A 19,510-nucleotide genomic window follows, 5' to 3' on the forward strand; every position below is an offset into this window, starting at 1 on the left:
TGCCCCCGCCGGAGGCAGGGGACTTGAGGTCTTGACTGAAGGCTTACAGGCCTTGTTTCAGGCTCGCCACCAGGTATTCATCGATGTCGCCGTCGAGCACCTTGTCGCAGTCGCTGCGTTCGATGTTAGTGCGCAAATCCTTGATTCGCGACGCATCGAGTACGTAGGAGCGAATCTGGTGACCCCAGCCGATGTCCGACTTGGTGTCTTCCAGGGCTTGCGAGGCAGCGTTGCGTTTCTGCACTTCCTGCTCGTACAAGCGCGCCCGCAACATTTTCATCGCGGTGTCTTTGTTGGCGTGCTGGGAGCGTTCGTTCTGGCAGCTGACTACGGTGTTGGTCGGTACGTGGGTAATACGTACGGCCGAGTCGGTGGTGTTTACGTGCTGACCACCGGCACCGGAGGAACGATAAGTATCGATCCGCAGGTCCGACGGGTTGATGTCGATTTCGATGTTGTCATCGATTTCAGGCGACACGAACACCGCCGAGAACGAGGTGTGACGACGGTTGCCGGAGTCGAACGGGCTCTTGCGCACCAGACGGTGCACGCCGATTTCGGTACGCAGCCAGCCAAAGGCGTATTCGCCCTTGATGTGCACGGTAGCGCCCTTGATCCCGGCGACTTCACCGGCCGACAGTTCCATGATGGTCGCGTCGAAACCGCGTTTGTCGGCCCAGCGCAGGTACATGCGCAGCAGGATGTTGGCCCAGTCCTGAGCCTCGGTGCCGCCGGAGCCGGCCTGGATGTCCAGGTAGGCGTTGTTGGCGTCCATTTCACCGCTGAACATGCGACGGAATTCGAGTTTTTCCAGGGACTCGCGCAGACGCTCGACTTCGGCAGCGACGTCATCGACGGCCGCCTGGTCTTCTTCCTCTGCGGACATCAGCAGCAGGTCTTTGGCGTCGGCCAGGCCGGTGTGCATTTCGTCGAGGGTTTCGACGATCTGCGCTAGCAGGGACCGCTCGCGGCCCAGTTCCTGAGCGTACGACGGGTTGTTCCAGACATTCGGATCTTCAAGCTCGCGATTGACTTCAGTCAGACGCTCATGCTTTTGATCGTAGTCAAAGATACCCCCGAATAGTTTCGGAGCGCTCGGACAGGTCCTTGATACTGTTAAGGATCGGGTTGATTTCCATGGCGGGCAGCACTCGTTGGCGAACTTTTGAAAGCCGGCGAGTATAACGTAATCAGGCTGTCACGGCAGCCCGCCTGGCGGCTTTAGCGGCGAATGGTTTGCGAAAGCGCAGAGGACTTGTAGCAGCTGCCGAGCCTGCGAGGTTGCGTTCGGCTGCGAAGCAGTCGTAAAACCAGGCAATGCAGTCTTTCGGTAAACCGCGTGCGCCGGGTTGGCGAGGACTTCGTCCTCGAACGCAGCCTCGCAGGCTCGGCAGCTGCTACAGGCGCATGACGCTACTCGATGCCCACCTGATTGCGCCCATTGTTCTTCGCCAGGTACAGCCCTTTGTCCGCCGCCGAGATCAATTGACGGCAATCGCCGCCCGGTTGCGGAGTGATGGTCGACAGGCCGATGCTGATGGTCAGGCTTGAACCTTCGGCCGGGAAAATGTGCGGAATCTGCAGCGCCGCTACGGTCTGGCGCAGTTTTTCCGCCACCAGCCGCGCGCCGCCCGGCGAGGTATTGGGCAGCACCAGCGCAAATTCTTCGCCACCATAACGGGCCGGCAGGTCCGAAGGCCGGGCGCTGGCGTCGCGGATGGCCGTGGCGACCTTGCGCAAGGCTTCATCGCCTTCGAGGTGGCCGAAGCTGTCGTTGTAGGACTTGAAGTAGTCGACATCGATCATCAGCAACGACAGCTGGCTCTGGTCACGCAGTGAGCGTCGCCACTCCAGCTCCAGGTATTCGTCGAAATGCCGGCGATTCGACAGCCCGGTCAGGCCGTCGGAGTTCATCAAGCGCTGCAGCACCAGGTTGGTGTCGAGCAATTGCTGCTGGCTGACCCGCAACGCGCGGTACGCCGCGTCGCGCTGCAACAGCGTCATGTAGGAGCGCGAGTGATAGCGGATACGCGCCACCAGTTCGATGTTGTCCGGCAGCTTGACCAGGTAATCGTTGGCCCCGGCCGCGAACGCCGCGCTTTTGATCAGCGGGTCGTCCTTGGTCGACAGGACAATGATCGGAATGTCCTTGGTCGCCGGGTGATTGCGGTACTCGCGCACCAGGCTCAGGCCGTCGAGACCGGGCATGACCAGATCCTGGAGGATCACCGTCGGCTTGATGCGGATCGCCTGGGCGATGGCTTGGTGCGGGTCGGCGCAGAAGTGGAAGTCGATATTGTCTTCATTCGACAACCCGCGCCGCACCGCCTCGCCGATCATTGCCTGATCGTCCACCAACAACACCATGGCGGCGTTTTCGTCGGTCTTGAAGTCGTCGAGCTGTAAGTCATTCATGTGCGGTCACCTGAGTACTACCTGGGCCAGGATTGCTGTAAATGGTGGTCATTTGGCGAAAATCTCCAGCAATCGTGGCGCTATCTTGTCCAGCGGGCGGATTTCCACGGCAGCGTCGATGGCCGCGGCCGCTTTGGGCATTCCGAACACCGCACTGCTGTTCTGGTCCTGAGCAATGGTCAGGTAACCTTGTTGGCGCATGAGTTTAAGCCCCTGTGCGCCATCGCGCCCCATGCCGGTCAGCAAAACACCCACGGCGTCACCGCTCCAGTAATGGGCCACGCTCTCGAAGAACACATCGATCGAAGGCCGGTAGATCTCGTTGACGGGTTCGGCGGTGTAGGCCAGCGTGCCGTTTTTCAACAAGCGAATATGGTGGTTGGTACCGGCCAGCAACACCGTGCCGGCCTGCGGTGGTTCGCCTTCCTGAGCGAGACGCACGTTCAGGCCGCTGGCACTGCTGAGCCATTCAGCCATGCCGGCGGCAAACACTTGATCAACATGCTGCACCAGCACGATGGCCGCCGAAAAATCTCGCGGCAGCCCCTTGAGCAATACTTCCAGCGCCGCCGGCCCGCCCGCAGACGAACCAATGGCGATCAGGCGCTGACGCGAAGCCGAATTGCGCAGCGGACTCGGTGCCGCTCGCTCTCGATTGCCCCGGTCACCAATCAGCCAACCGATGTTGATGATCTTGCGCAGCAGCGGCGCTGCCGCTTCCTGGGCATTGCCGACGCCTAACGCGGGCGTGTCGACGACATCCAGCGCGCCGTGGCCCATGGCCTCGAACACCCGGTGCACGTTCTGCTGGCGGTCGACGGTGACGATGACAATCGCGCACGGGGTCTCGGCCATGATCCGTCGGGTTGCCTCCACGCCATCCATCACCGGCATGATCAGGTCCATCAGGATCAGGTCCGGGGTGTATTCGGCGCAACGTTGCACCGCCTCGGCCCCATTGCTGGCGACCCAGACCACTTCGTGCGCCGGGTCGAACGCCAGGGCGCGGCGCAGGGCCTCCACCGCCATGGGCATGTCGTTGACGATGGCTATCTTCATGCCCGCGCTCCTCCGATGAGTTCAACCACTGCATCGAGCAGGGCGTCGTCATGAAAACTGGCTTTGGCTAGATAATAGTCGGCTCCGGCGTCCAGTCCACGACGACGGTCCTCTTCACGATCCTTGTAGGACACCACCATAACCGGCAGGGATTGCAATCTATTGTCCCGGCGCAATAAAGACACCAGTTCGATGCCGTCCATGCGTGGCATATCAATGTCGGTGATCAGCAGATCGAAATCCTCCGAACGCAGGGCGTTCCAGCCATCCATACCGTCCACCGCTACGGCCACGTCGTAGCCGCGATTGAGCAACAACTTGCGTTGCAGCTCGCGAACGGTCAGGGAATCGTCGACCACCAGAATCCGCTTGCGCGCAGCCTCGACGGCCTGGTTGCCCTGACGGGCAATACGCTCCAGACGCCCGGTATTGAGCAGTTTGTCCACCGAACGCAACATGTCTTCGACGTCGACAATCAGCACCACCGACCCGTCGTCGAGCAAGGCCCCGGCGGAAATGTCCTGCACCTTGCCCAGACGCTCGTCCAGCGGCAACACGACCAACGTCCGCTCACCGATAAAACGCTCGACCGCCACACCGTAAATCGCCTCGCGCTCACGGATGACCACCACCTTGAGGGTTTGCTGACTGTTCTGGCTCGCCGGCCGCTGCAACAGCTGACTGGCGGCGACCAGCCCGACATGCCGGCCTTCATACCAGAAATGCTGACGACCTTCGACCTGAACGATGTCTGCCGGCTCCAGGTCGCACATGCGTTCGATGTGGGCCAGCGGAAACGCATACGCCTCGTCACCGACTTCCACCACCAGACTGCGCACCACCGACAGGGTCAGCGGCACTTCGAGATGGAAGCGACTGCCCTCGCCCGCCGCCTGCTCCAGCACCACCGCCCCACGCAATTGCCGGACCATGTGCTGAACCGCGTCCAGACCGACGCCGCGCCCGGAGACCTCAGTGACCGTGTCCCGCAGGCTGAAACCCGGCAGGAACAGGAACGTCAGCAGTTCCTCTTCGCTCAACTGCGCGGCCGTTTCGGCCGGGGATAATTGTCGCTCGATGATGCTGCGGCGGACCTTTTCCAGATCGACACCATTGCCGTCGTCGCTCAGCTCCAGCACCAGCAGCCCGGCCTGATGGGAGGCGCACAGACGGATCAGGCCTTCGGCGGGCTTGCCGGCCAGCAGGCGCTGTTCCGGGGATTCAATACCGTGGTCGACGGCGTTGCGCAGCAGGTGGGTCAGCGGCGCTTCGAGTTTTTCCAGTACATCGCGATCGACCTGGGTTTTCTCGCCCTCAATCTCCAGTCGCACCTGTTTGCCGAGGCTGCGGCCAAGGTCGCGGACCATGCGCACTTGCCCGGTCAATACATCGGCAAACGGTCGCATGCGGCAGGCCAGTGCGGTGTCATACAACACTTGTGCCCGCTGACTGGCCTGCCAGGCGAACTCATCCAGCTCGGCATTTTTTTCCACCAGCAATTGCTGGGATTCCGCCAGCAGCCGACGGGCATCGTCGAGGGCTTCCCGGGCTTCCAGGCTCAAGGCTTGTTCCTTGAGATGGACGTTAAGGTTTTCCAGCGCCCGCAGGCCGTTGTTCTGCATGCGCTTGAGACGCTGCATGGTGGCCAGGTGCGGTTTGAGTCGCAGGGTTTCCACCAGGGATTTGCTCGACAGGTCGAGCAGGCTGTTCAGGCGTTCGGCCGTGACGCGCAAGACCCGTTCACCGTTTTCGGTGGTGCGCCTGGCTTTGCGCAGTGGCGCTGCGGGTTGCGGTTCGGCGACCGGGGCGGGTTCTTCAACCATGGGGGCGGGCGCTTCGGGCTCCGGCTCGGACATGAACGGCGCAATAGGTGTGCTGATCGGTGCGGCCAGTGCCAGCGGATCAAGCAACCGCGCCATCAGGGCCACATAGGCCTCGATGTCCGCAGAGGTTGGAGCGTTGTTAGGCGTCGCGATGCGCATCAGCAAATCGGTGCCTTGCAACAACGCATCGATGTGCTCGGGCCGCAGGTACAGGCGCCCTTCCTGCGCACTGACCAGGCAATCTTCCATCACATGGGAAACGCTGACCCCGGCATCGACGCCGACGATCCGCGCCGCCCCCTTGAGCGAGTGCGCCGCGCGCATGCACGATTCGAGGTGATCGGCCTGGGTCGGGTCGCGTTCGAGCGCCAAAAGACCTGCGCTCAGCACCTGGGTCTGGGCCTCGGCTTCGAGACTGAACAGTTCCAGCAAAGAGGCGTCGCGCATTTGCTCGGGGGTCATGTGAGGCTCCGGGTCACGGCGGACAGCAACTGTTCTTCATCCAGCCAACGCAGGCTGCGACCCTTGAATTGCATCACGCCACGGGTGTATTTGGCGCTGGCCTGGGCGCCGGACCTGGATGCCGCCTCAAGGATGCGTTCGTCGATGGCGTGAATGCCGTCCACTTCATCCACCGGCACCACCACCGGCCCGCCGTGGGCGGCGATGATCAGCATCCGCGGCATGACCCGCGCACCCGACGCCACACTGCTGGCCCCGTCCAGTCCCAGCAACTCAACCAAAGAGAGGCACGCCACCAACGCACCGCGCACATTCGCCACGCCGAGCAAGGCCCGGGAGCGTTGGTGCGGCAGGGAATGAATCGCTTGCAACGGCGCCACTTCCACCAGACTGCGAGTGGCCAGCCCCAGCCATTCTTCACCGAGACGGAACATCAACAGCGAGCGGGTTTTCACATCGCTCTCGACCTCGGCCGAGACTTGCCCGCGATCTTCCTGCTGCAACGCGTAGCGGTCGAGCAAACGCGTGGCGGCGGCTGAATACACGGCGCAATTGCGGCAGTGAATATGGTCGCTCAGCAACGGGCAGGATTTGTCGCCGTGGATGCCGATGCGGTTCCAGCAGTCGTCGATGGCCTGGGCATCTTCATGGGTGAGGCTAAAGGTGTCGGTGGCGTTCATCGTTTGCGCTCACTGTCAGCGGCGCGCTCGCTACGGGCGGCACGGTCCTGCAATCGTCTGGCGCCCGCCGTGTCGCCCTGGGATTGCAGCAAGGCGGCCAGTTGCATCAACGCGTCGGGATGTTGCGGTTCGAGGTACAACGCCTTGCGATAAAACCCCTGGGCTTCCAGTGCACGGCCGGCGACATCGCTGAGCAGCCCCAGCCAATAGAACACCTGGGCCACCGGTTCGTGGCTGCGCAAGTAGCTTTCGCATGCAGCGCGGGCATCCAGGCTTTTACCTTCGTTGGCCAGTGCGGCGATGTTCGCCAGCAGCGTGGCGGCGTCCAGGTTGGCGGCCTTCGCCACGACAGGAAGTGGCGTAACGGGTGCGAACGGACGGTTGCGCACCGGCGGCGGATTCACGTTGCGCACCGGTTGGCGTACGGGCAGCGGAGCAGGAATGAACGTCGGCATCGGCGCAGGCGTGCTCTGACGATGAAATGCAAAGGACTGCGGGATGCCGATCGAACGCATGCCCAAACGCCCCAACAGACTGCCCTCGGCGGGGCCGATAAACAGCACGCCGTCGACATGGGTCAGGCGCTTGAGCACTTCAAATACTTGCTGCTGGGTCGGCTGATCGAAGTAGATCAGCAGGTTGCGGCAGAACACAAAATCATAAGGCGCTTCATTGGCCAGCAACGCTGGATCCAGCAGGTTGCCGACCTGCAAACGCACCTGTTCAAGCACGCGCTCGCTGAGGCGATAGCCATCGTTTTCGGCGGTGAAATGTCGCTCACGAAACTCGATGTCCTGGCCGCGAAACGAGTTCTTGCCGTACAGCGCGCCTCGGGCTTTCTCCACCGAGAGCGGGCTGACGTCCATCCCTTCGACCTTGAACTGGTGCGGTTTGAGTCCTGCATCAAGCAGCGTCATGGCGATTGAATACGGCTCTTCGCCGGTGGAACACGGCAGGCTGAGAATCCGCAAGGCACGCATGTTGTTGATCTCGGCCAGGCGCTTGGTGGCCAGTTTCGCCAACGTGGCGAAGGATTCCGGGTAACGGAAAAACCAGGTCTCAGGAACGATCACCGCTTCGATCAATGCCTGCTGCTCGTCCCGCGAACCCAGCAGGGTGTGCCAATACTCATCGGCCGTCAGCGCGTTGGACGCCGTGCTGCGCTGGCGCACCGCGCGCTCGATGATCGCCGGACCCACCGACGTCACGTCGAGGCCGATGCGCTCCTTGAGAAAATCGAAAAACCGCTGACCGCTGCTCATGGCCGTTCCTCAAGCAACGCCAGGTCCAGCGGCGGCGACGGAAACAGCAGCGCACGAACCTGCTCGTCCAGCAGATCGGCGACCCGCACCCATTGCAGCAGTCCTTGCGCATCTTCACAAACAGGCCCCAGGTACGGCGCCTGCCGATTATCCAGGCCATACGGCCGGAAATCCGCCGGGTTGCAGCGCAAGGTATCGGTGGCCTGCTCCAGGATCAGCCCGAGCAATTGCGCTTGAGCGGTTTCATCCGGACGATAATTGACCAACACCAACCGAGTGCTGGTGCGGGCCTGGGCCGGCTCACCGAAGGTTAGCGCACTGAGGTCGATCACCGGCACCACCGCGCCGCGATAGGCGAACACACCGGCGACCCACGCCGGTGCCTGGGCAATCGGCCTCAATGGCAGACGCGGCAACACTTCTGCCACCTCGATGGCCTGCAAGGCGTAGCGCTCGTTGCCAACGCGAAACACCAGAAACAAGGACTGCTTCGCTGGCATCACCGCGCCGCGTTTGGCCGTGAGTTCGCTCATCAGACTTTGAATCGCGATACGCCGCTACGCAGCCCCACAGCCACCTGGCTCAGTTCGTCGATGGCGAAACTGGCCTGGCGCAGGGACTCGACGGTCTGGCTGCTGGCATCGCCCAATTGCACCAGCGCGTGGTTGATCTGTTCGGCACCGGTGGCCTGGGCCTGCATGCCTTCGTTGACCATCAACACCCGCGGCGCCAGCGCCTGAACCTGATGGATGATCTGCGACAACTGTTCGCCGACCTGCTGCACCTCGGACATGCCGCGACGCACTTCTTCGGAGAACTTGTCCATGCCCATGACCCCGGCCGACACCGCCGACTGAATCTCACGCACCATCTGCTCGATGTCGTACGTGGCGACGGCGGTCTGGTCCGCCAGACGTCGCACTTCAGTGGCAACCACGGCAAACCCGCGACCGTATTCACCGGCCTTTTCGGCTTCGATGGCGGCGTTGAGGGACAGAAGGTTGGTCTGGTCGGCGACCTTGACGATGGTCACGACCACCTGGTTGATGTTGCCAGCCTTCTCGTTGAGGATCGCCAGTTTGGCGTTCACCAGATCCGCGGCGCCCATCACCGAATGCATGGTCTCTTCCATCCGCGCCAGGCCTTGCTGCCCGGAACCGGCCAGCACCGAGGCCTGATCGGCGGCGGTGGAGACTTCGGTCATGGTGCGCACCAGGTCACGGGAAGTGGCAGCGATTTCACGGGACGTCGCGCCGATTTCGGTGGTGGTGGCAGCGGTTTCGGTGGCGGTCGCTTGCTGCTGCTTGGACGTGGCGGCAATTTCGGTCACCGAGGTGGTGACCTGTACCGAGGAGCGCTGGGCCTGGGATACCAGAGAAGTGAGCTCGGTCATCATGTCGTTGAAGCCGGTTTCCACTGCGCCGAACTCGTCCTTGCGGGCGAGGTTCAAACGACTGCTCAGGTCGCCGGTGCGCATGATTTCGAGAATTTCGACGATCCGGTTCATCGGCGCCATGATCGCGCGCATCAACAACAGGCCGCAGAGGCCGGCAGCCAGTACCGCGACCAGCAGGGAAATACCCATGATGACTTTTGCCGTGAGCACGGCGTCATCGATGTTCGCGGTGGCCTGATCCGCCACGACCTTGTTCTCGCGAATAATGTCGTTGAGCTTCATGCGGCCGATGGTCCAGGAGGGCGTCAGTTGTTCATGGAACAGTTTGACGGCTTCGGCCTCTTGATTGCGCTGGCGCAAGTCCAGCACCGCGGCCTGACTCTTCATGTAGTCCATATAGTCTTTTTCGAAGGCGGCGAACTCGACCTTGTCTTCATCCGTGGTGACGGTGCCACGATAGTTGGCCATTTGCTCTTGCAGACGGGTTTCGAAGGATTTGTATTGCGCTACATCATCGGCGCTGAGTTTCTCCCCCTCCCTGAGGCCCAACAATTGCTGGGTTTTCAGATAACCGTCAACCCAGGCGCCACGAATCATGGAACTGTAGTAAACGCCCGGAACGGCGTCATCGCGCACACTGTTTTCACTGGCTTCGATCTTCAGCAGCCGGGAATACGAGACGACGACCATCAGCAACATGATGGCGATAATTACCGCAAAGCTCGCCAAGATGCGTTGGCGCAACGTCCAGTTCTTCACAGTCAGTCCTCGGGGGGCATTTCAAATGCTGCGGAGTATAGCCGAGGGTGGTGTTTCTTTAACAAATCGGATGCGCACCCTTTTCGTCGCGGCGGGAAGCACCGGGACTGGCTCTGGATGGGGACTTTCCGCTATGACGGGGGGTGGTTGCCAGTGGTGATCTGGAAGGAATGGGCCGTGGATTGGCCATTGGGAGATGCAGTGCGGCTCTAATTGCTATCGCGAGCAGGCTCGCTCCCACAGGGGATCATCGTCGACTGAAGATCCATGGTGGGAGCGAGCCTGCTCGCGATTGCGGTTTAAAGACCTACATGGATGCCTGGCGAACCTGCTTCTCCAGCTCAGCCTTCAACCCCGGCTCAAGCTTGAGCTGACGCGCCAGTTCATCGAGGTAGGACTTCTCCATGAAGTTCTCCTCGTCCACCAGCATCACACTGGCGATGTACATTTCGGCGGCCATTTCCGGGGTACTGGCGGCGCGGGCGACGTCGGTCGGGTCCAGCGGTTTGTTGAGCTCGGCGTGCAACCAGTGTTGCAACTCCTGATCGTTGTCGAGTTTGGTGAACTCGCCCTCGATAAGCTCACGCTCGCGCTCATCGACATGACCGTCAGCCTTGGCCGCGGCTACCAACGCCTTGAGAATCGCCTGGCTGTGCTGTTCGACCTGGGCGGCCGGCAAGCGGTCGACGGTTTGTGGCTCGGTCTTCGGCGCGGTGCCCTGCTGGGCCTGCCAGTTGCCGTAAGCCTTGTAGGCAATCACGCCCAGTGCCGCGAGGCCGCCGTAGATCGCGACCTTGCCGCCCACCTTGCGCACCTTTTTGTTACCCAGCAGCAGCCCCATGGCCCCGGCCGCCAATGCGCCACCGCCAGCGCCGGAAAGCAGCCCTCCCAAGCCGCCCGAGCCACCGGCACCGCCGAGCAAACCGCCCAGGCCACCACCGGCGGCCGATTTGTTCTGCGCCCCGCCGGCCTTGTTCTGCAACAGATCCTGGCCGGACTTGAGTAGCTGATCGAGCAATCCACGGGTGTTCATGTTCCGCCTCCAAAAAGGGGTTATCCGGATCAATAAGGCCACCAGCCTAGATCGAAAGTGCCCAACACCCGCCCGCGAGAGTGCTTCCAGATGTTGCTTGATGCACAACGGGCCATCGAATAAAAAGATATACACTCGAGTACATCGATAAAAACCGCCCACCGGGTAATTCCCCATGATGACCTTGCGTCAGATCCGTCACTTCATCGCCGTGGCCGAGACCGGCTCGATCTCCGCCGCCGCACAAACCGCCTTCATTTCCCAGTCCACCCTGACGCTCGCGATCCAGCAACTGGAGCAGGAAATCGGCGTCGGCCTGTTCAACCGCCACGCCAAAGGCATGACGCTCACCCACCAGGGCCACCAGTTCCTGCGTCAGGCGCACCTGATTCTGGCGACAGTGGACAACGCCAAACGCAGCCTGCAACAGAGCACCGATCAGGTGGCCGGGCAACTGATCATCGGCGTGACCAGCCTTGTTGCCGGTTACTACCTCGCGGACCTGATCACCCGTTTCCAGCGCGCCTACCCCAATGTCGAGATCCGGGTGATGGAAGACGAACGGCCGTACATCGAGCATTTGCTGGTCAGTGGCGAAATCGATGTCGGGGTGCTGATCCTCTCGAACCTCGAAGACCGCCACGCCCTGCAAACCGAAGTGCTGACCCACTCGCCCCATCGCCTGTGGCTGCCGGCCCAGCATCCGCTGCTGGAACACGACAGCATCAACCTGGCCGATGTGGCGCGTGAGCCATTGATTCAACTGAACGTCGATGAAATGGACCGCAACGCCCAGCGCATGTGGTCTGCAGCGTCCCTGCACCCGCGCATCACATTGCGTACTGCGTCGACCGAAGCCGTTCGAAGCCTCGTCGCCGCAGGCCTGGGGGTTTCGATCCAGCCAGACATGACCTACCGTCCGTGGTCTCTGGAGGGCGACATCATCGAAGCGCGACCGATTGCCGACTTGAGCCAGACCCTCGACGTCGGCCTGGCCTGGCGCCGCGGTACCGCCCGCCCAGCCTTGGTAGACCCGTTCCTGACCGTCGCGCGCGAGCAACCCCACGGCGGACGCAAGCCATCTATTTAATCGAATGCCACCTTCAGTATTTAGTATTTGTTGACCTCGGGTTCGAGCACTAGTCTTGGTTCATCTATAAAGACGGCCGGGCCCCAGTCACAGGGAGCACCATGGCCACACAAGAAAAGAGAACCCGAAAAATGGCTGGCGCGCAGACCCCGTTGTTCACCGCGTTGTTGATCGATGGCGAACTGGTCGCAGGCCAGGGTCTTGTCGAGCCGATCCTCAACCCGGCCACCGGTGAAGTCCTGACGCACATCGCCGAAGCCAGCACCGAGCAAGTCGAAGCCGCGATCCTTGCCGCCCACCGCGCGTTTGCCGGTTGGTCGCGGACCACGCCGCAGCAACGCTCGAACCTGCTGCTGGAGATCGCCAACGCCATCGAAAAGAACGCCGACCTCCTCGCCCGCCTCGAATCCCTGAACTGCGGCAAGCCGTTACACCTGGCCCGCCAGGACGATTTGAGCGCCACGGTCGATGTGTTCCGCTTCTTCGCCGGTGCCGTGCGTTGCCAGACCGGACAGCTCAGCGGCGAATACCTGCCGGGCTATACCAGCATGGTGCGTCGCGACCCGATTGGTGTGGTGGCGTCGATTGCGCCGTGGAACTACCCGATCATGATGGCCGCCTGGAAAATCGCCCCGGCCCTCGCCGCCGGCAACACGCTGGTGTTCAAACCGTCCGAACATACCCCGCTGTCGATTCTGGCGTTGGCGCCAGCACTGGCGGAGATTCTCCCCCGTGGGGTGATCAACATCATTTGCGGCGGCGGTGAAGGTGTTGGCAGCCACTTGGTCAGCCATCCCAAAGTGCGCATGGTGTCGCTGACCGGCGATATCGTCACCGGGCAAAAAATCCTCCAGGCCGCTGCGAAAACCCTCAAGCGCACTCACCTCGAACTCGGCGGCAAAGCCCCGGTGATCGTCTGCAACGATGCGGACATTCAGGCCGTGGTCGAAGGCGTGCGCACTTATGGCTATTACAACGCCGGCCAGGACTGCACCGCCGCCTGCCGGATTTATGCACAGGCCGGAATTCACGACCGCCTGGTGGCTGAACTTGGCGCGGCGGTCAGCAGCCTGCGCTTCGCCGGCAAACGCGATGCCGACAACGAAATCGGCCCGCTGATCAGCACCCGCCAGCGCGACCGCGTGGCCAGTTTTGTCGAACGCGCCCTCGGCCAGCCGCACATCGAACGGGTGACCGGCGCGGCGGTGCATTCCGGCACCGGCTTCTATTACCAGCCGACCCTGCTGGCCGGTTGCAAGCAAAGCGATGAAATCGTCCAGCGCGAAGTGTTCGGGCCGGTGGTCACCGTGACCCGTTTCAACGAACTCGAACAAGCCGTGGATTGGGCCAACGATTCGGAATACGGCCTCGCCTCCTCGGTCTGGACCCAGAACCTGGACAAGGCGATGCAGGTCGCCGCGCGGTTGCAGTACGGCTGCACCTGGATCAACAGCCATTTCATGCTGGTCAGCGAAATGCCCCATGGCGGCCTGAAGCGTTCGGGTTATGGCAAAGACCTGTCCAGTGATTCGCTCCAGGACTACAGCGTGGTGCGGCACATCATGGCCCGCCACGGACAGCATTTATAAAAGCGCACTACGCTAACAATTAGCCGTAACGGCATTGGCTTCACCACGTTCAAAACTGCCCCGACCATAATTAAAGAAGAGGGAAACCCCATGTTCGTGCACAAGACCGCACTGCTCAGTGCAATCACCACCGCCATGCTGGCCAGTGCCAGTATTCAGGCCGCCGAACCGCTGAAGGCCGTCGGCAACGGCGAAGGCCAGCTGGATATCGTCGCCTGGCCTGGTTACATCGAACGTGGCGAGACCGACAAGGCCTACGACTGGGTCACCGGCTTCGAAAAGGAAACCGGCTGCAAGGTCAACGTCAAGACCGCCGCGACTTCCGATGAGATGGTCAGCCTGATGTCCAAGGGCGGTTACGACCTGGTGACCGCGTCCGGCGACGCCTCCCTGCGCCTGATCGCCGGCAAGCGTGTGCAGCCGATCAACACCGCGTTGATCCCGAACTGGAAGAACATTGACCCACGCCTGAAAGATGCGCCGTGGTACGTGGTCAACAAGCAGACCTACGGGACTCCGTATCAGTGGGGGCCGAACGTACTGATGTACAACACCAACGTCTTCAAAACCGCGCCAACCAGTTGGGGCGTGCTGTTCGATGCGCAGAACCTGCCGGACGGCAAGCCGAACAAAGGTCGCGTGCAGGCCTATGACGGCCCGATCTACATCGCCGACGCGGCGCTGTACCTGAAAACCACCAAGCCTGAGCTCGGGATCAAGGATCCGTATCAACTCAACGAAGCCCAGTACAAGGCGGTGCTCGATCTGTTGCGCGCCCAGCAGCCGTTGATCCACCGCTACTGGCATGACACCACCGTGCAGATGAGTGACTTCAAAAACGAAGGCGTGGTGGCATCCGGGGCCTGGCCGTATCAGGTCAACGGCTTGATGAACGAGAAACAGCCGATCGCTTCGACCATCCCGAAAGAAGGCGCCACCGGTTGGGCCGACACCACCATGCTGCACGCCGAAGCCAAGCACCCCAACTGTGCCTACAAGTGGATGGACTGGTCGCTGCAACCGAAAGTCCAGGGTGACCTGGCGGCGTGGTTCGGTTCATTGCCGGCGGTTCCTGCAGGGTGCAAGGAAAGTGAATTGCTGGGCGCCGAGGGCTGCAAAACCAACGGTTTCGACCAGTTCGAGAAGATCGCCTTCTGGAAAACCCCGCAGGCTGAAGGCGGCAAGTTCGTGCCGTACAGCCGCTGGACCCAGGACTACATCGCGATCATGGGCGGCCGTTAAGCCCTTTTAAGATCAAAAGATCGCAGCCTTCGGCAGCTCCTACGCCGATCGCATGCACCGCAAATGTGGCGCCCTATGCAAATCCTGTAGGAGCTGCCGCAGGCTGCGATCTTTTCACGGCACACCCGAATCAATTGATAGAAAGCGCGCCTTTTCGGAGCACCGCACCATGACGCTTGCAGTCCAGTTCACCAACGTTTCCCGTCAGTTCGGCGAAGTGAAAGCCGTTGACCGGGTTTCCATCGATATCCAGGACGGCGAGTTCTTCTCCATGCTGGGCCCTTCCGGCTCGGGCAAAACCACCTGCCTGCGCCTGATCGCCGGCTTCGAACAACCGAGCGCCGGCTCCATTCGGATTCACGGCGAAGAAGCCGCCGGGCTGCCGCCGTATGAGCGTGACGTCAACACCGTGTTTCAGGATTACGCACTGTTCCCGCACATGAACGTCCTCGACAACGTCGCGTACGGTTTGAAAGTCAAAGGCGTCGGTAAAACCGAACGGCAGAAACGCGCCGAAGAAGCCCTCGACATGGTCGCCCTGGGTGGCTACGGCGAGCGCAAACCGGTGCAACTGTCCGGCGGTCAGCGCCAGCGTGTGGCCCTGGCCCGTGCGCTGGTCAATCGCCCTCGGGTGCTGCTGCTCGACGAACCGTTGGGCGCCCTCGATTTGAAGCTTCGCGAGCAAATGCAAAGCGAGCTGAAGAAGCTGCAACGCCAGCTCGGCATCACCTTCATCTTCGTCACCCACGACCAGACCGAAGCGCTGTCGATGTCCGACCGCGTGGCGGTGTTCAACAAGGGCCGCATCGAACAGGTCGACACGCCGCGCAACCTCTATATGAAACCGGCGACCACCTTCGTCGCTGAATTCGTCGGCACCTCCAACGTGATTCGCGGCGATCTGGCGCGGCAGTTGAGCGGCAATCCGCAGCCGTTTTCGATTCGCCCGGAACACGTACGTTTTGCCGAAGGTCCGCTGGCCAGCCACGAGATCGAAGTCAGCGGTTTGCTGCACGACATCCAGTACCAGGGCAGCGCCACTCGCTATGAACTGAAACTGGAAAACGGCCAGACCCTCAACATCAGCCAGGCCAACGTCCAGTGGCTGGACGCCAGCGCCCAGCACCAGACCGGGCAACGCATCAGCGCACGCTGGGCTCGGGAAGCCATGATCCCGCTGCACGACACCGTTGGCAGGGTGTGAGATGACCAGCGTGGCTCTCCCTCAAACCCCGGCCGGCGGCTCGCCGTTGCGCAGGTTTTCCAACCTGCTGTATCGCCGGCCGAACCTGTACCTGTCGATGCTGCTGGTACCGCCGCTGCTGTGGTTCGGCGCGATCTACCTCGGCTCGCTGCTGGTTCTGCTGTGGCAAGGCTTCTACACCTTCGATGACTTCACCATGGCGGTCACGCCCGACCTGACCCTGGCGAACTTCGCAGCGCTGTTCCAGCCATCGAACTTCGACATCATTCTGCGCACGTTGGGGATGGCGATTGCCGTGTCGATCGCCAGCGCCATCGTCGCGTTCCCGATCGCCTACTACATGGCGCGCTACACCACCGGCAAAACCAAGGCGTTTTTCTACATCGCAGTGATGATGCCGATGTGGGCCAGTTACATCGTCAAGGCCTACGCCTGGACCTTGCTGTTGGCCAAGGGCGGCGTGGCGCAATGGTTCGTTCAGCACCTGGGGCTGGAGCCGGTGTTGCAGTTCGTGCTGGGCATTCCGGGGGTGGGCGGCAGCACGCTGTCGACCTCGCATCTGGGCCGCTTCATGGTGTTCGTCTACATCTGGCTGCCGTTCATGATCCTGCCGATCCAGGCGTCGCTTGAACGTCTGCCGCCATCGTTGCTGCAAGCTTCGGCCGACCTCGGCGCCACGCCGCGCCAGACCTTCATGCAAGTCACGCTGCCGCTGTCGATTCCGGGCATCGCGGCCGGTTCGATCTTCACGTTTTCCCTGACCCTGGGCGACTTCATCGTGCCGCAACTGGTCGGCCCGCCGGGCTACTTCGTCGGCAGCATGGTGTACGCCCAGCAAGGCGCGATCGGCAACATGCCGATGGCGGCGGCCTTCACGTTGGTGCCGATCGTGCTGATCGCCATTTACCTGTCCATCGTCAAACGACTGGGGGCCTTCGATGCACTCTGAGAAAGCTTCTTTAGGCCTGAAAATCGCAGCTTGGGGCGGTTTGGTGTTTCTGCACTTCCCGATCCTGATCATCTTCCTCTACGCCTTTAACACCGAAGACGCAGCGTTCAGCTTTCCGCCCAAGGGCTTCACCCTGAAGTGGGTCGGCGTCGCGTTCTCACGGCCGGACGTGCTGGAAGCGATCAAGTTGTCATTGCAGATTGCGTCCGTCGCAACGCTGATTGCGCTGGTCCTCGGCACGCTGTCGTCAGCGGCGTTGTACCGGCGGGATTTCTTCGGCAAGCAAGGCATCTCGCTGATGCTGATCCTGCCGATTGCGCTACCGGGGATCATCACCGGGATCGCGTTGTTGGCGACGTTCAAGACGCTGGGGATCGAGCCAGGGATGTTCACCATCATCGTCGGCCACGCGACCTTCTGTGTGGTGATCGTCTACAACAACGTCATCGCCCGGTTGCGCCGTACTTCCCACAGTTTGATCGAAGCGTCGATGGACCTCGGCGCCGATGGCTGGCAGACCTTCCGCTACATCGTCCTGCCGAACCTCGGCTCGGCGTTGCTGGCCGGCGGCATGCTGGCGTTTGCCCTGTCGTTCGACGAAATCATCGTCACCACCTTCACCGCCGGCCACGAACGCACCCTGCCGCTGTGGCTGCTCAACCAGCTCAGCCGCCCACGCGACGTGCCGGTGACCAACGTCGTCGCGATGCTGGTGATGATGGTGACCATGCTGCCGATCCTCGGCGCCTATTACCTGACCCGTGGCGGCGAAAGCGTTGCGGGCAGCGGTGGAAAATAACTTCGTAACGGACACCGACTAACCCTGTGGAAGCGAGCCTGCTCTCGATGGCGTCCTCGAAGATGCCAAAAACATCGCGAGCAGGCTCGCTCCCACAGAAAACAAGAACAGCATCAAAGAGGACAATGCCATGCAAACCAAACTCTTGATCAACGGCCAATTGATCGACGGCGAAGGCCCCGCCCAACCGGTGTTCAACCCGGCCCTCGGTCGTGTGCTGGTGGAAATCAACGAGGCCAGCGAAGCCCAGGTCGATGCCGCCGTGCGTGCCGCCGACAGCGCCTTCGAAAGCTGGTCGCAAACCACACCGAAAGAGCGCTCGCTGCTGCTGCTCAAACTCGCCGATGCCATCGAAGCCCATGGCGAAGAGCTGGCCAAACTGGAATCGGACAACTGCGGCAAGCCTTACAGCGCGGCGCTGAACGACGAAATTCCGGCCATTGCCGACGTGTTCCGTTTCTTCGCCGGTGCCAGCCGTTGCATGAGCGGTTCGGCGGGCGGTGAATACCTGCACGGCCACACCTCGATGATCCGTCGCGACCCGGTGGGCGTGATCGCCTCCATTGCGCCGTGGAACTACCCGCTGATGATGGTCGCCTGGAAAATCGCCCCGGCCCTGGCCGCGGGTAATACCGTGGTGCTCAAGCCGTCGGAACAAACCCCGCTGACCGCCCTGCGACTGGCGGAACTGGCGTCGGAAATCTTCCCGGCCGGCGTGCTCAATCTGGTATTCGGCCGTGGTCCTACGGTCGGCAGCCCGCTGGTCACACACCCGAAAGTGCGCATGGTGTCGCTGACCGGCTCGATCGCCACGGGTTCCAACATCATTTCCAGCACCGCCGACAGCGTCAAACGCATGCACATGGAACTGGGCGGCAAGGCGCCGGTGATCATCTTCGACGACGCCGACATCGACGCCGCCGTGGAAGGTATTCGCACGTTCGGTTTCTACAACGCCGGCCAGGACTGCACCGCCGCTTGCCGTATCTACGCGCAGGAAGGCATCTACGACACATTCGTCGAGAAACTCGGCAAAGCGGTCAGCAGCATCAAGTACGGCTTGCAGGATGATCCGTCGACGGAGCTGGGGCCGTTGATCACTGCGCAACATCGCGACCGCGTGACGGGTTTTGTCGAGCGTGCCGTGGCGCAATCGCACATCCGTTTGATCACCGGCGGCAAGGCCGTTGAAGGCAATGGCTTCTTCTTCGAACCAACGGTGTTGGCCGACGCGCAGCAGGACGACGAGATCGTTCGTCGCGAGGTGTTCGGGCCGGTGGTCTCGGTGACCAAATTCACCGATGAAGCGCAGGTGCTGGGTTGGGCCAACGATTCGGACTACGGCCTGGCCTCTTCGGTCTGGACCGCGGACGTCGGTCGCGCGCATCGCTTGTCCGCACGTTTGCAGTACGGCTGCACGTGGGTGAATACGCACTTCATGCTCGTCAGCGAAATGCCCCACGGCGGTCAGAAACTGTCCGGGTATGGCAAGGACATGTCCATGTACGGGCTGGAGGACTACACCGTCGTTCGGCATGTGATGTTCAAGCACTAAAAGCATCGCGAGCAGGCTCGCTCCCACATTTGATCGCATTCCCCTGTGGGAGCGAGCCTGCTCGCGATGGCCTCACCACGAACTCAAGGACGAAGTTGGCGCTTCAGCAGCACCCAGGATTCACCGCAACTCAAAAACAATAACCACCGATCCTGGCTGAGCCGTCATGGCCCCGCCAAGGTTTCGGACATCC

16 protein-coding genes are annotated in these 19,510 nt (G+C 61.7%); 7 read left to right on the forward strand and 9 right to left on the reverse strand.

Annotated elements, in window-relative coordinates; all coding sequences use genetic code 11:
• Window positions 1–43: 43 nt before the first annotated feature.
• The 9 genes from prfB to ACYZUD_RS17240 all read right to left on the reverse strand — a co-directional run bounded on the left by prfB (window position 44) and on the right by ACYZUD_RS17240 (window position 10,889).
• Window positions 44–1,139, reverse strand: a protein-coding gene (gene prfB / locus ACYZUD_RS17200; protein WP_462019382.1) for a peptide chain release factor 2 whose coding sequence is annotated in 2 segments (ribosomal slippage) — window positions 44–1,066 and window positions 1,068–1,139 — 1,095 coding nt in all. Because the reading frame shifts where the segments join, the coding sequence is not laid out codon by codon here.
• Window positions 1,140–1,413: 274 nt separating this feature from the next.
• Window positions 1,414–2,415, reverse strand: coding sequence for a diguanylate cyclase domain-containing protein (locus ACYZUD_RS17205; protein WP_462019383.1), 1,002 nt, complete (start codon window positions 2,413–2,415; stop codon window positions 1,414–1,416).
• Between the two features lie 48 nt (window positions 2,416–2,463).
• Window positions 2,464–3,474, reverse strand: coding sequence for a chemotaxis-specific protein-glutamate methyltransferase CheB (cheB, locus tag ACYZUD_RS17210; RefSeq protein WP_462019384.1), 1,011 nt, complete (start codon window positions 3,472–3,474; stop codon window positions 2,464–2,466).
• Window positions 3,471–5,759: a response regulator gene (locus tag ACYZUD_RS17215; protein WP_462019385.1), complete on the reverse strand. Its 2,289-nt coding sequence runs from the start codon at window positions 5,757–5,759 to the stop codon at window positions 3,471–3,473. Before ACYZUD_RS17215 ends, cheB begins: the two co-directional genes overlap by 4 nt.
• Window positions 5,756–6,439 carry a chemotaxis protein CheW gene (locus ACYZUD_RS17220; protein ID WP_462019386.1) on the reverse strand — a complete coding sequence of 228 codons (684 nt, stop codon included), beginning with the start codon at window positions 6,437–6,439 and terminating at the stop codon, window positions 5,756–5,758. The genes ACYZUD_RS17215 and ACYZUD_RS17220 overlap by 4 nt, the downstream gene beginning before the upstream one ends.
• Window positions 6,436–7,701: a CheR family methyltransferase gene (locus tag ACYZUD_RS17225; RefSeq protein ID WP_462019387.1), complete on the reverse strand. Its 1,266-nt coding sequence runs from the start codon at window positions 7,699–7,701 to the stop codon at window positions 6,436–6,438. The genes ACYZUD_RS17220 and ACYZUD_RS17225 overlap by 4 nt, the downstream gene beginning before the upstream one ends.
• Window positions 7,698–8,234, reverse strand: a complete 537-nt coding sequence (locus tag ACYZUD_RS17230; RefSeq protein WP_462019388.1) for a chemotaxis protein CheW — start codon at window positions 8,232–8,234, stop codon at window positions 7,698–7,700. The genes ACYZUD_RS17225 and ACYZUD_RS17230 overlap by 4 nt, the downstream gene beginning before the upstream one ends.
• Window positions 8,234–9,796 (reverse strand): methyl-accepting chemotaxis protein, encoded by a 1,563-nt coding sequence (locus tag ACYZUD_RS17235; RefSeq protein WP_462025056.1) that lies wholly within the window; start codon window positions 9,794–9,796, stop codon window positions 8,234–8,236. Before ACYZUD_RS17235 ends, ACYZUD_RS17230 begins: the two co-directional genes overlap by 1 nt.
• Before the next feature lie 367 nt (window positions 9,797–10,163).
• Window positions 10,164–10,889: a tellurite resistance TerB family protein gene (locus tag ACYZUD_RS17240; protein WP_462019389.1), complete on the reverse strand. Its 726-nt coding sequence runs from the start codon at window positions 10,887–10,889 to the stop codon at window positions 10,164–10,166.
• A 175-nt stretch (window positions 10,890–11,064) separates the two neighbouring features.
• Between ACYZUD_RS17240 and ACYZUD_RS17245 the strand changes: the two genes are divergently transcribed.
• From ACYZUD_RS17245 to ACYZUD_RS17275, 7 genes are all read left to right on the forward strand, one after another.
• Window positions 11,065–11,979 (forward strand): LysR family transcriptional regulator, encoded by a 915-nt coding sequence (locus tag ACYZUD_RS17245; RefSeq protein ID WP_462019390.1) that lies wholly within the window; start codon window positions 11,065–11,067, stop codon window positions 11,977–11,979.
• A gap of 131 nt (window positions 11,980–12,110) precedes the next feature.
• Window positions 12,111–13,568 (forward strand): gamma-aminobutyraldehyde dehydrogenase, encoded by a 1,458-nt coding sequence (locus ACYZUD_RS17250; protein WP_462025057.1) that lies wholly within the window; start codon window positions 12,111–12,113, stop codon window positions 13,566–13,568.
• 90 nt (window positions 13,569–13,658) lie between these two features.
• Entirely contained in the window at window positions 13,659–14,810 is a 1,152-nt protein-coding gene (ydcS, locus tag ACYZUD_RS17255) for a putative ABC transporter substrate-binding protein YdcS (RefSeq protein WP_462019391.1), read from the forward strand.
• Window positions 14,811–14,979: 169 nt separating this feature from the next.
• Window positions 14,980–16,014: an ABC transporter ATP-binding protein gene (locus ACYZUD_RS17260; protein ID WP_462019392.1), complete on the forward strand. Its 1,035-nt coding sequence runs from the start codon at window positions 14,980–14,982 to the stop codon at window positions 16,012–16,014.
• Window position 16,015: 1 nt separating this feature from the next.
• Window positions 16,016–16,963, forward strand: coding sequence for an ABC transporter permease (locus ACYZUD_RS17265; protein WP_462019393.1), 948 nt, complete (start codon window positions 16,016–16,018; stop codon window positions 16,961–16,963).
• Entirely contained in the window at window positions 16,953–17,762 is an 810-nt protein-coding gene (locus tag ACYZUD_RS17270) for an ABC transporter permease (protein WP_462019394.1), read from the forward strand. Before ACYZUD_RS17265 ends, ACYZUD_RS17270 begins: the two co-directional genes overlap by 11 nt.
• A gap of 130 nt (window positions 17,763–17,892) precedes the next feature.
• Window positions 17,893–19,317, forward strand: a complete 1,425-nt coding sequence (locus tag ACYZUD_RS17275) for a gamma-aminobutyraldehyde dehydrogenase (protein WP_462019395.1) — start codon at window positions 17,893–17,895, stop codon at window positions 19,315–19,317.
• The last annotated feature ends 193 nt before the right edge of the window (window positions 19,318–19,510 follow it).

This window comes from Pseudomonas sp. XS1P51, from assembly GCF_054897845.1.

What these genes read in the sequence shown, in the direction of transcription:
- ACYZUD_RS17270 (WP_462019394.1), top strand. Translation starts at nt 16,953, where the DNA reads ATGCACTCTGAGAAAGCTTCTTTAGGCCTGAAAATCGCAGCTTGGGGC.
- ACYZUD_RS17225 (WP_462019387.1), bottom strand. Translation starts at nt 7,701, where the DNA reads ATGAGCAGCGGTCAGCGGTTTTTCGATTTTCTCAAGGAGCGCATCGGC.
- ACYZUD_RS17230 (WP_462019388.1), bottom strand. Translation starts at nt 8,234, where the DNA reads ATGAGCGAACTCACGGCCAAACGCGGCGCGGTGATGCCAGCGAAGCAG.
- ACYZUD_RS17235 (WP_462025056.1), bottom strand. Translation starts at nt 9,796, where the DNA reads ATGTTGCTGATGGTCGTCGTCTCGTATTCCCGGCTGCTGAAGATCGAA.
- ACYZUD_RS17245 (WP_462019390.1), top strand. Translation starts at nt 11,065, where the DNA reads ATGATGACCTTGCGTCAGATCCGTCACTTCATCGCCGTGGCCGAGACC.
- ACYZUD_RS17205 (WP_462019383.1), bottom strand. Translation starts at nt 2,415, where the DNA reads ATGAATGACTTACAGCTCGACGACTTCAAGACCGACGAAAACGCCGCC.
- ydcS (WP_462019391.1), top strand. Translation starts at nt 13,659, where the DNA reads ATGTTCGTGCACAAGACCGCACTGCTCAGTGCAATCACCACCGCCATG.
- ACYZUD_RS17220 (WP_462019386.1), bottom strand. Translation starts at nt 6,439, where the DNA reads ATGAACGCCACCGACACCTTTAGCCTCACCCATGAAGATGCCCAGGCC.
- ACYZUD_RS17240 (WP_462019389.1), bottom strand. Translation starts at nt 10,889, where the DNA reads ATGAACACCCGTGGATTGCTCGATCAGCTACTCAAGTCCGGCCAGGAT.
- ACYZUD_RS17265 (WP_462019393.1), top strand. Translation starts at nt 16,016, where the DNA reads ATGACCAGCGTGGCTCTCCCTCAAACCCCGGCCGGCGGCTCGCCGTTG.
- ACYZUD_RS17250 (WP_462025057.1), top strand. Translation starts at nt 12,111, where the DNA reads ATGGCTGGCGCGCAGACCCCGTTGTTCACCGCGTTGTTGATCGATGGC.
- ACYZUD_RS17275 (WP_462019395.1), top strand. Translation starts at nt 17,893, where the DNA reads ATGCAAACCAAACTCTTGATCAACGGCCAATTGATCGACGGCGAAGGC.
- ACYZUD_RS17260 (WP_462019392.1), top strand. Translation starts at nt 14,980, where the DNA reads ATGACGCTTGCAGTCCAGTTCACCAACGTTTCCCGTCAGTTCGGCGAA.
- ACYZUD_RS17215 (WP_462019385.1), bottom strand. Translation starts at nt 5,759, where the DNA reads ATGACCCCCGAGCAAATGCGCGACGCCTCTTTGCTGGAACTGTTCAGT.
- cheB (WP_462019384.1), bottom strand. Translation starts at nt 3,474, where the DNA reads ATGAAGATAGCCATCGTCAACGACATGCCCATGGCGGTGGAGGCCCTG.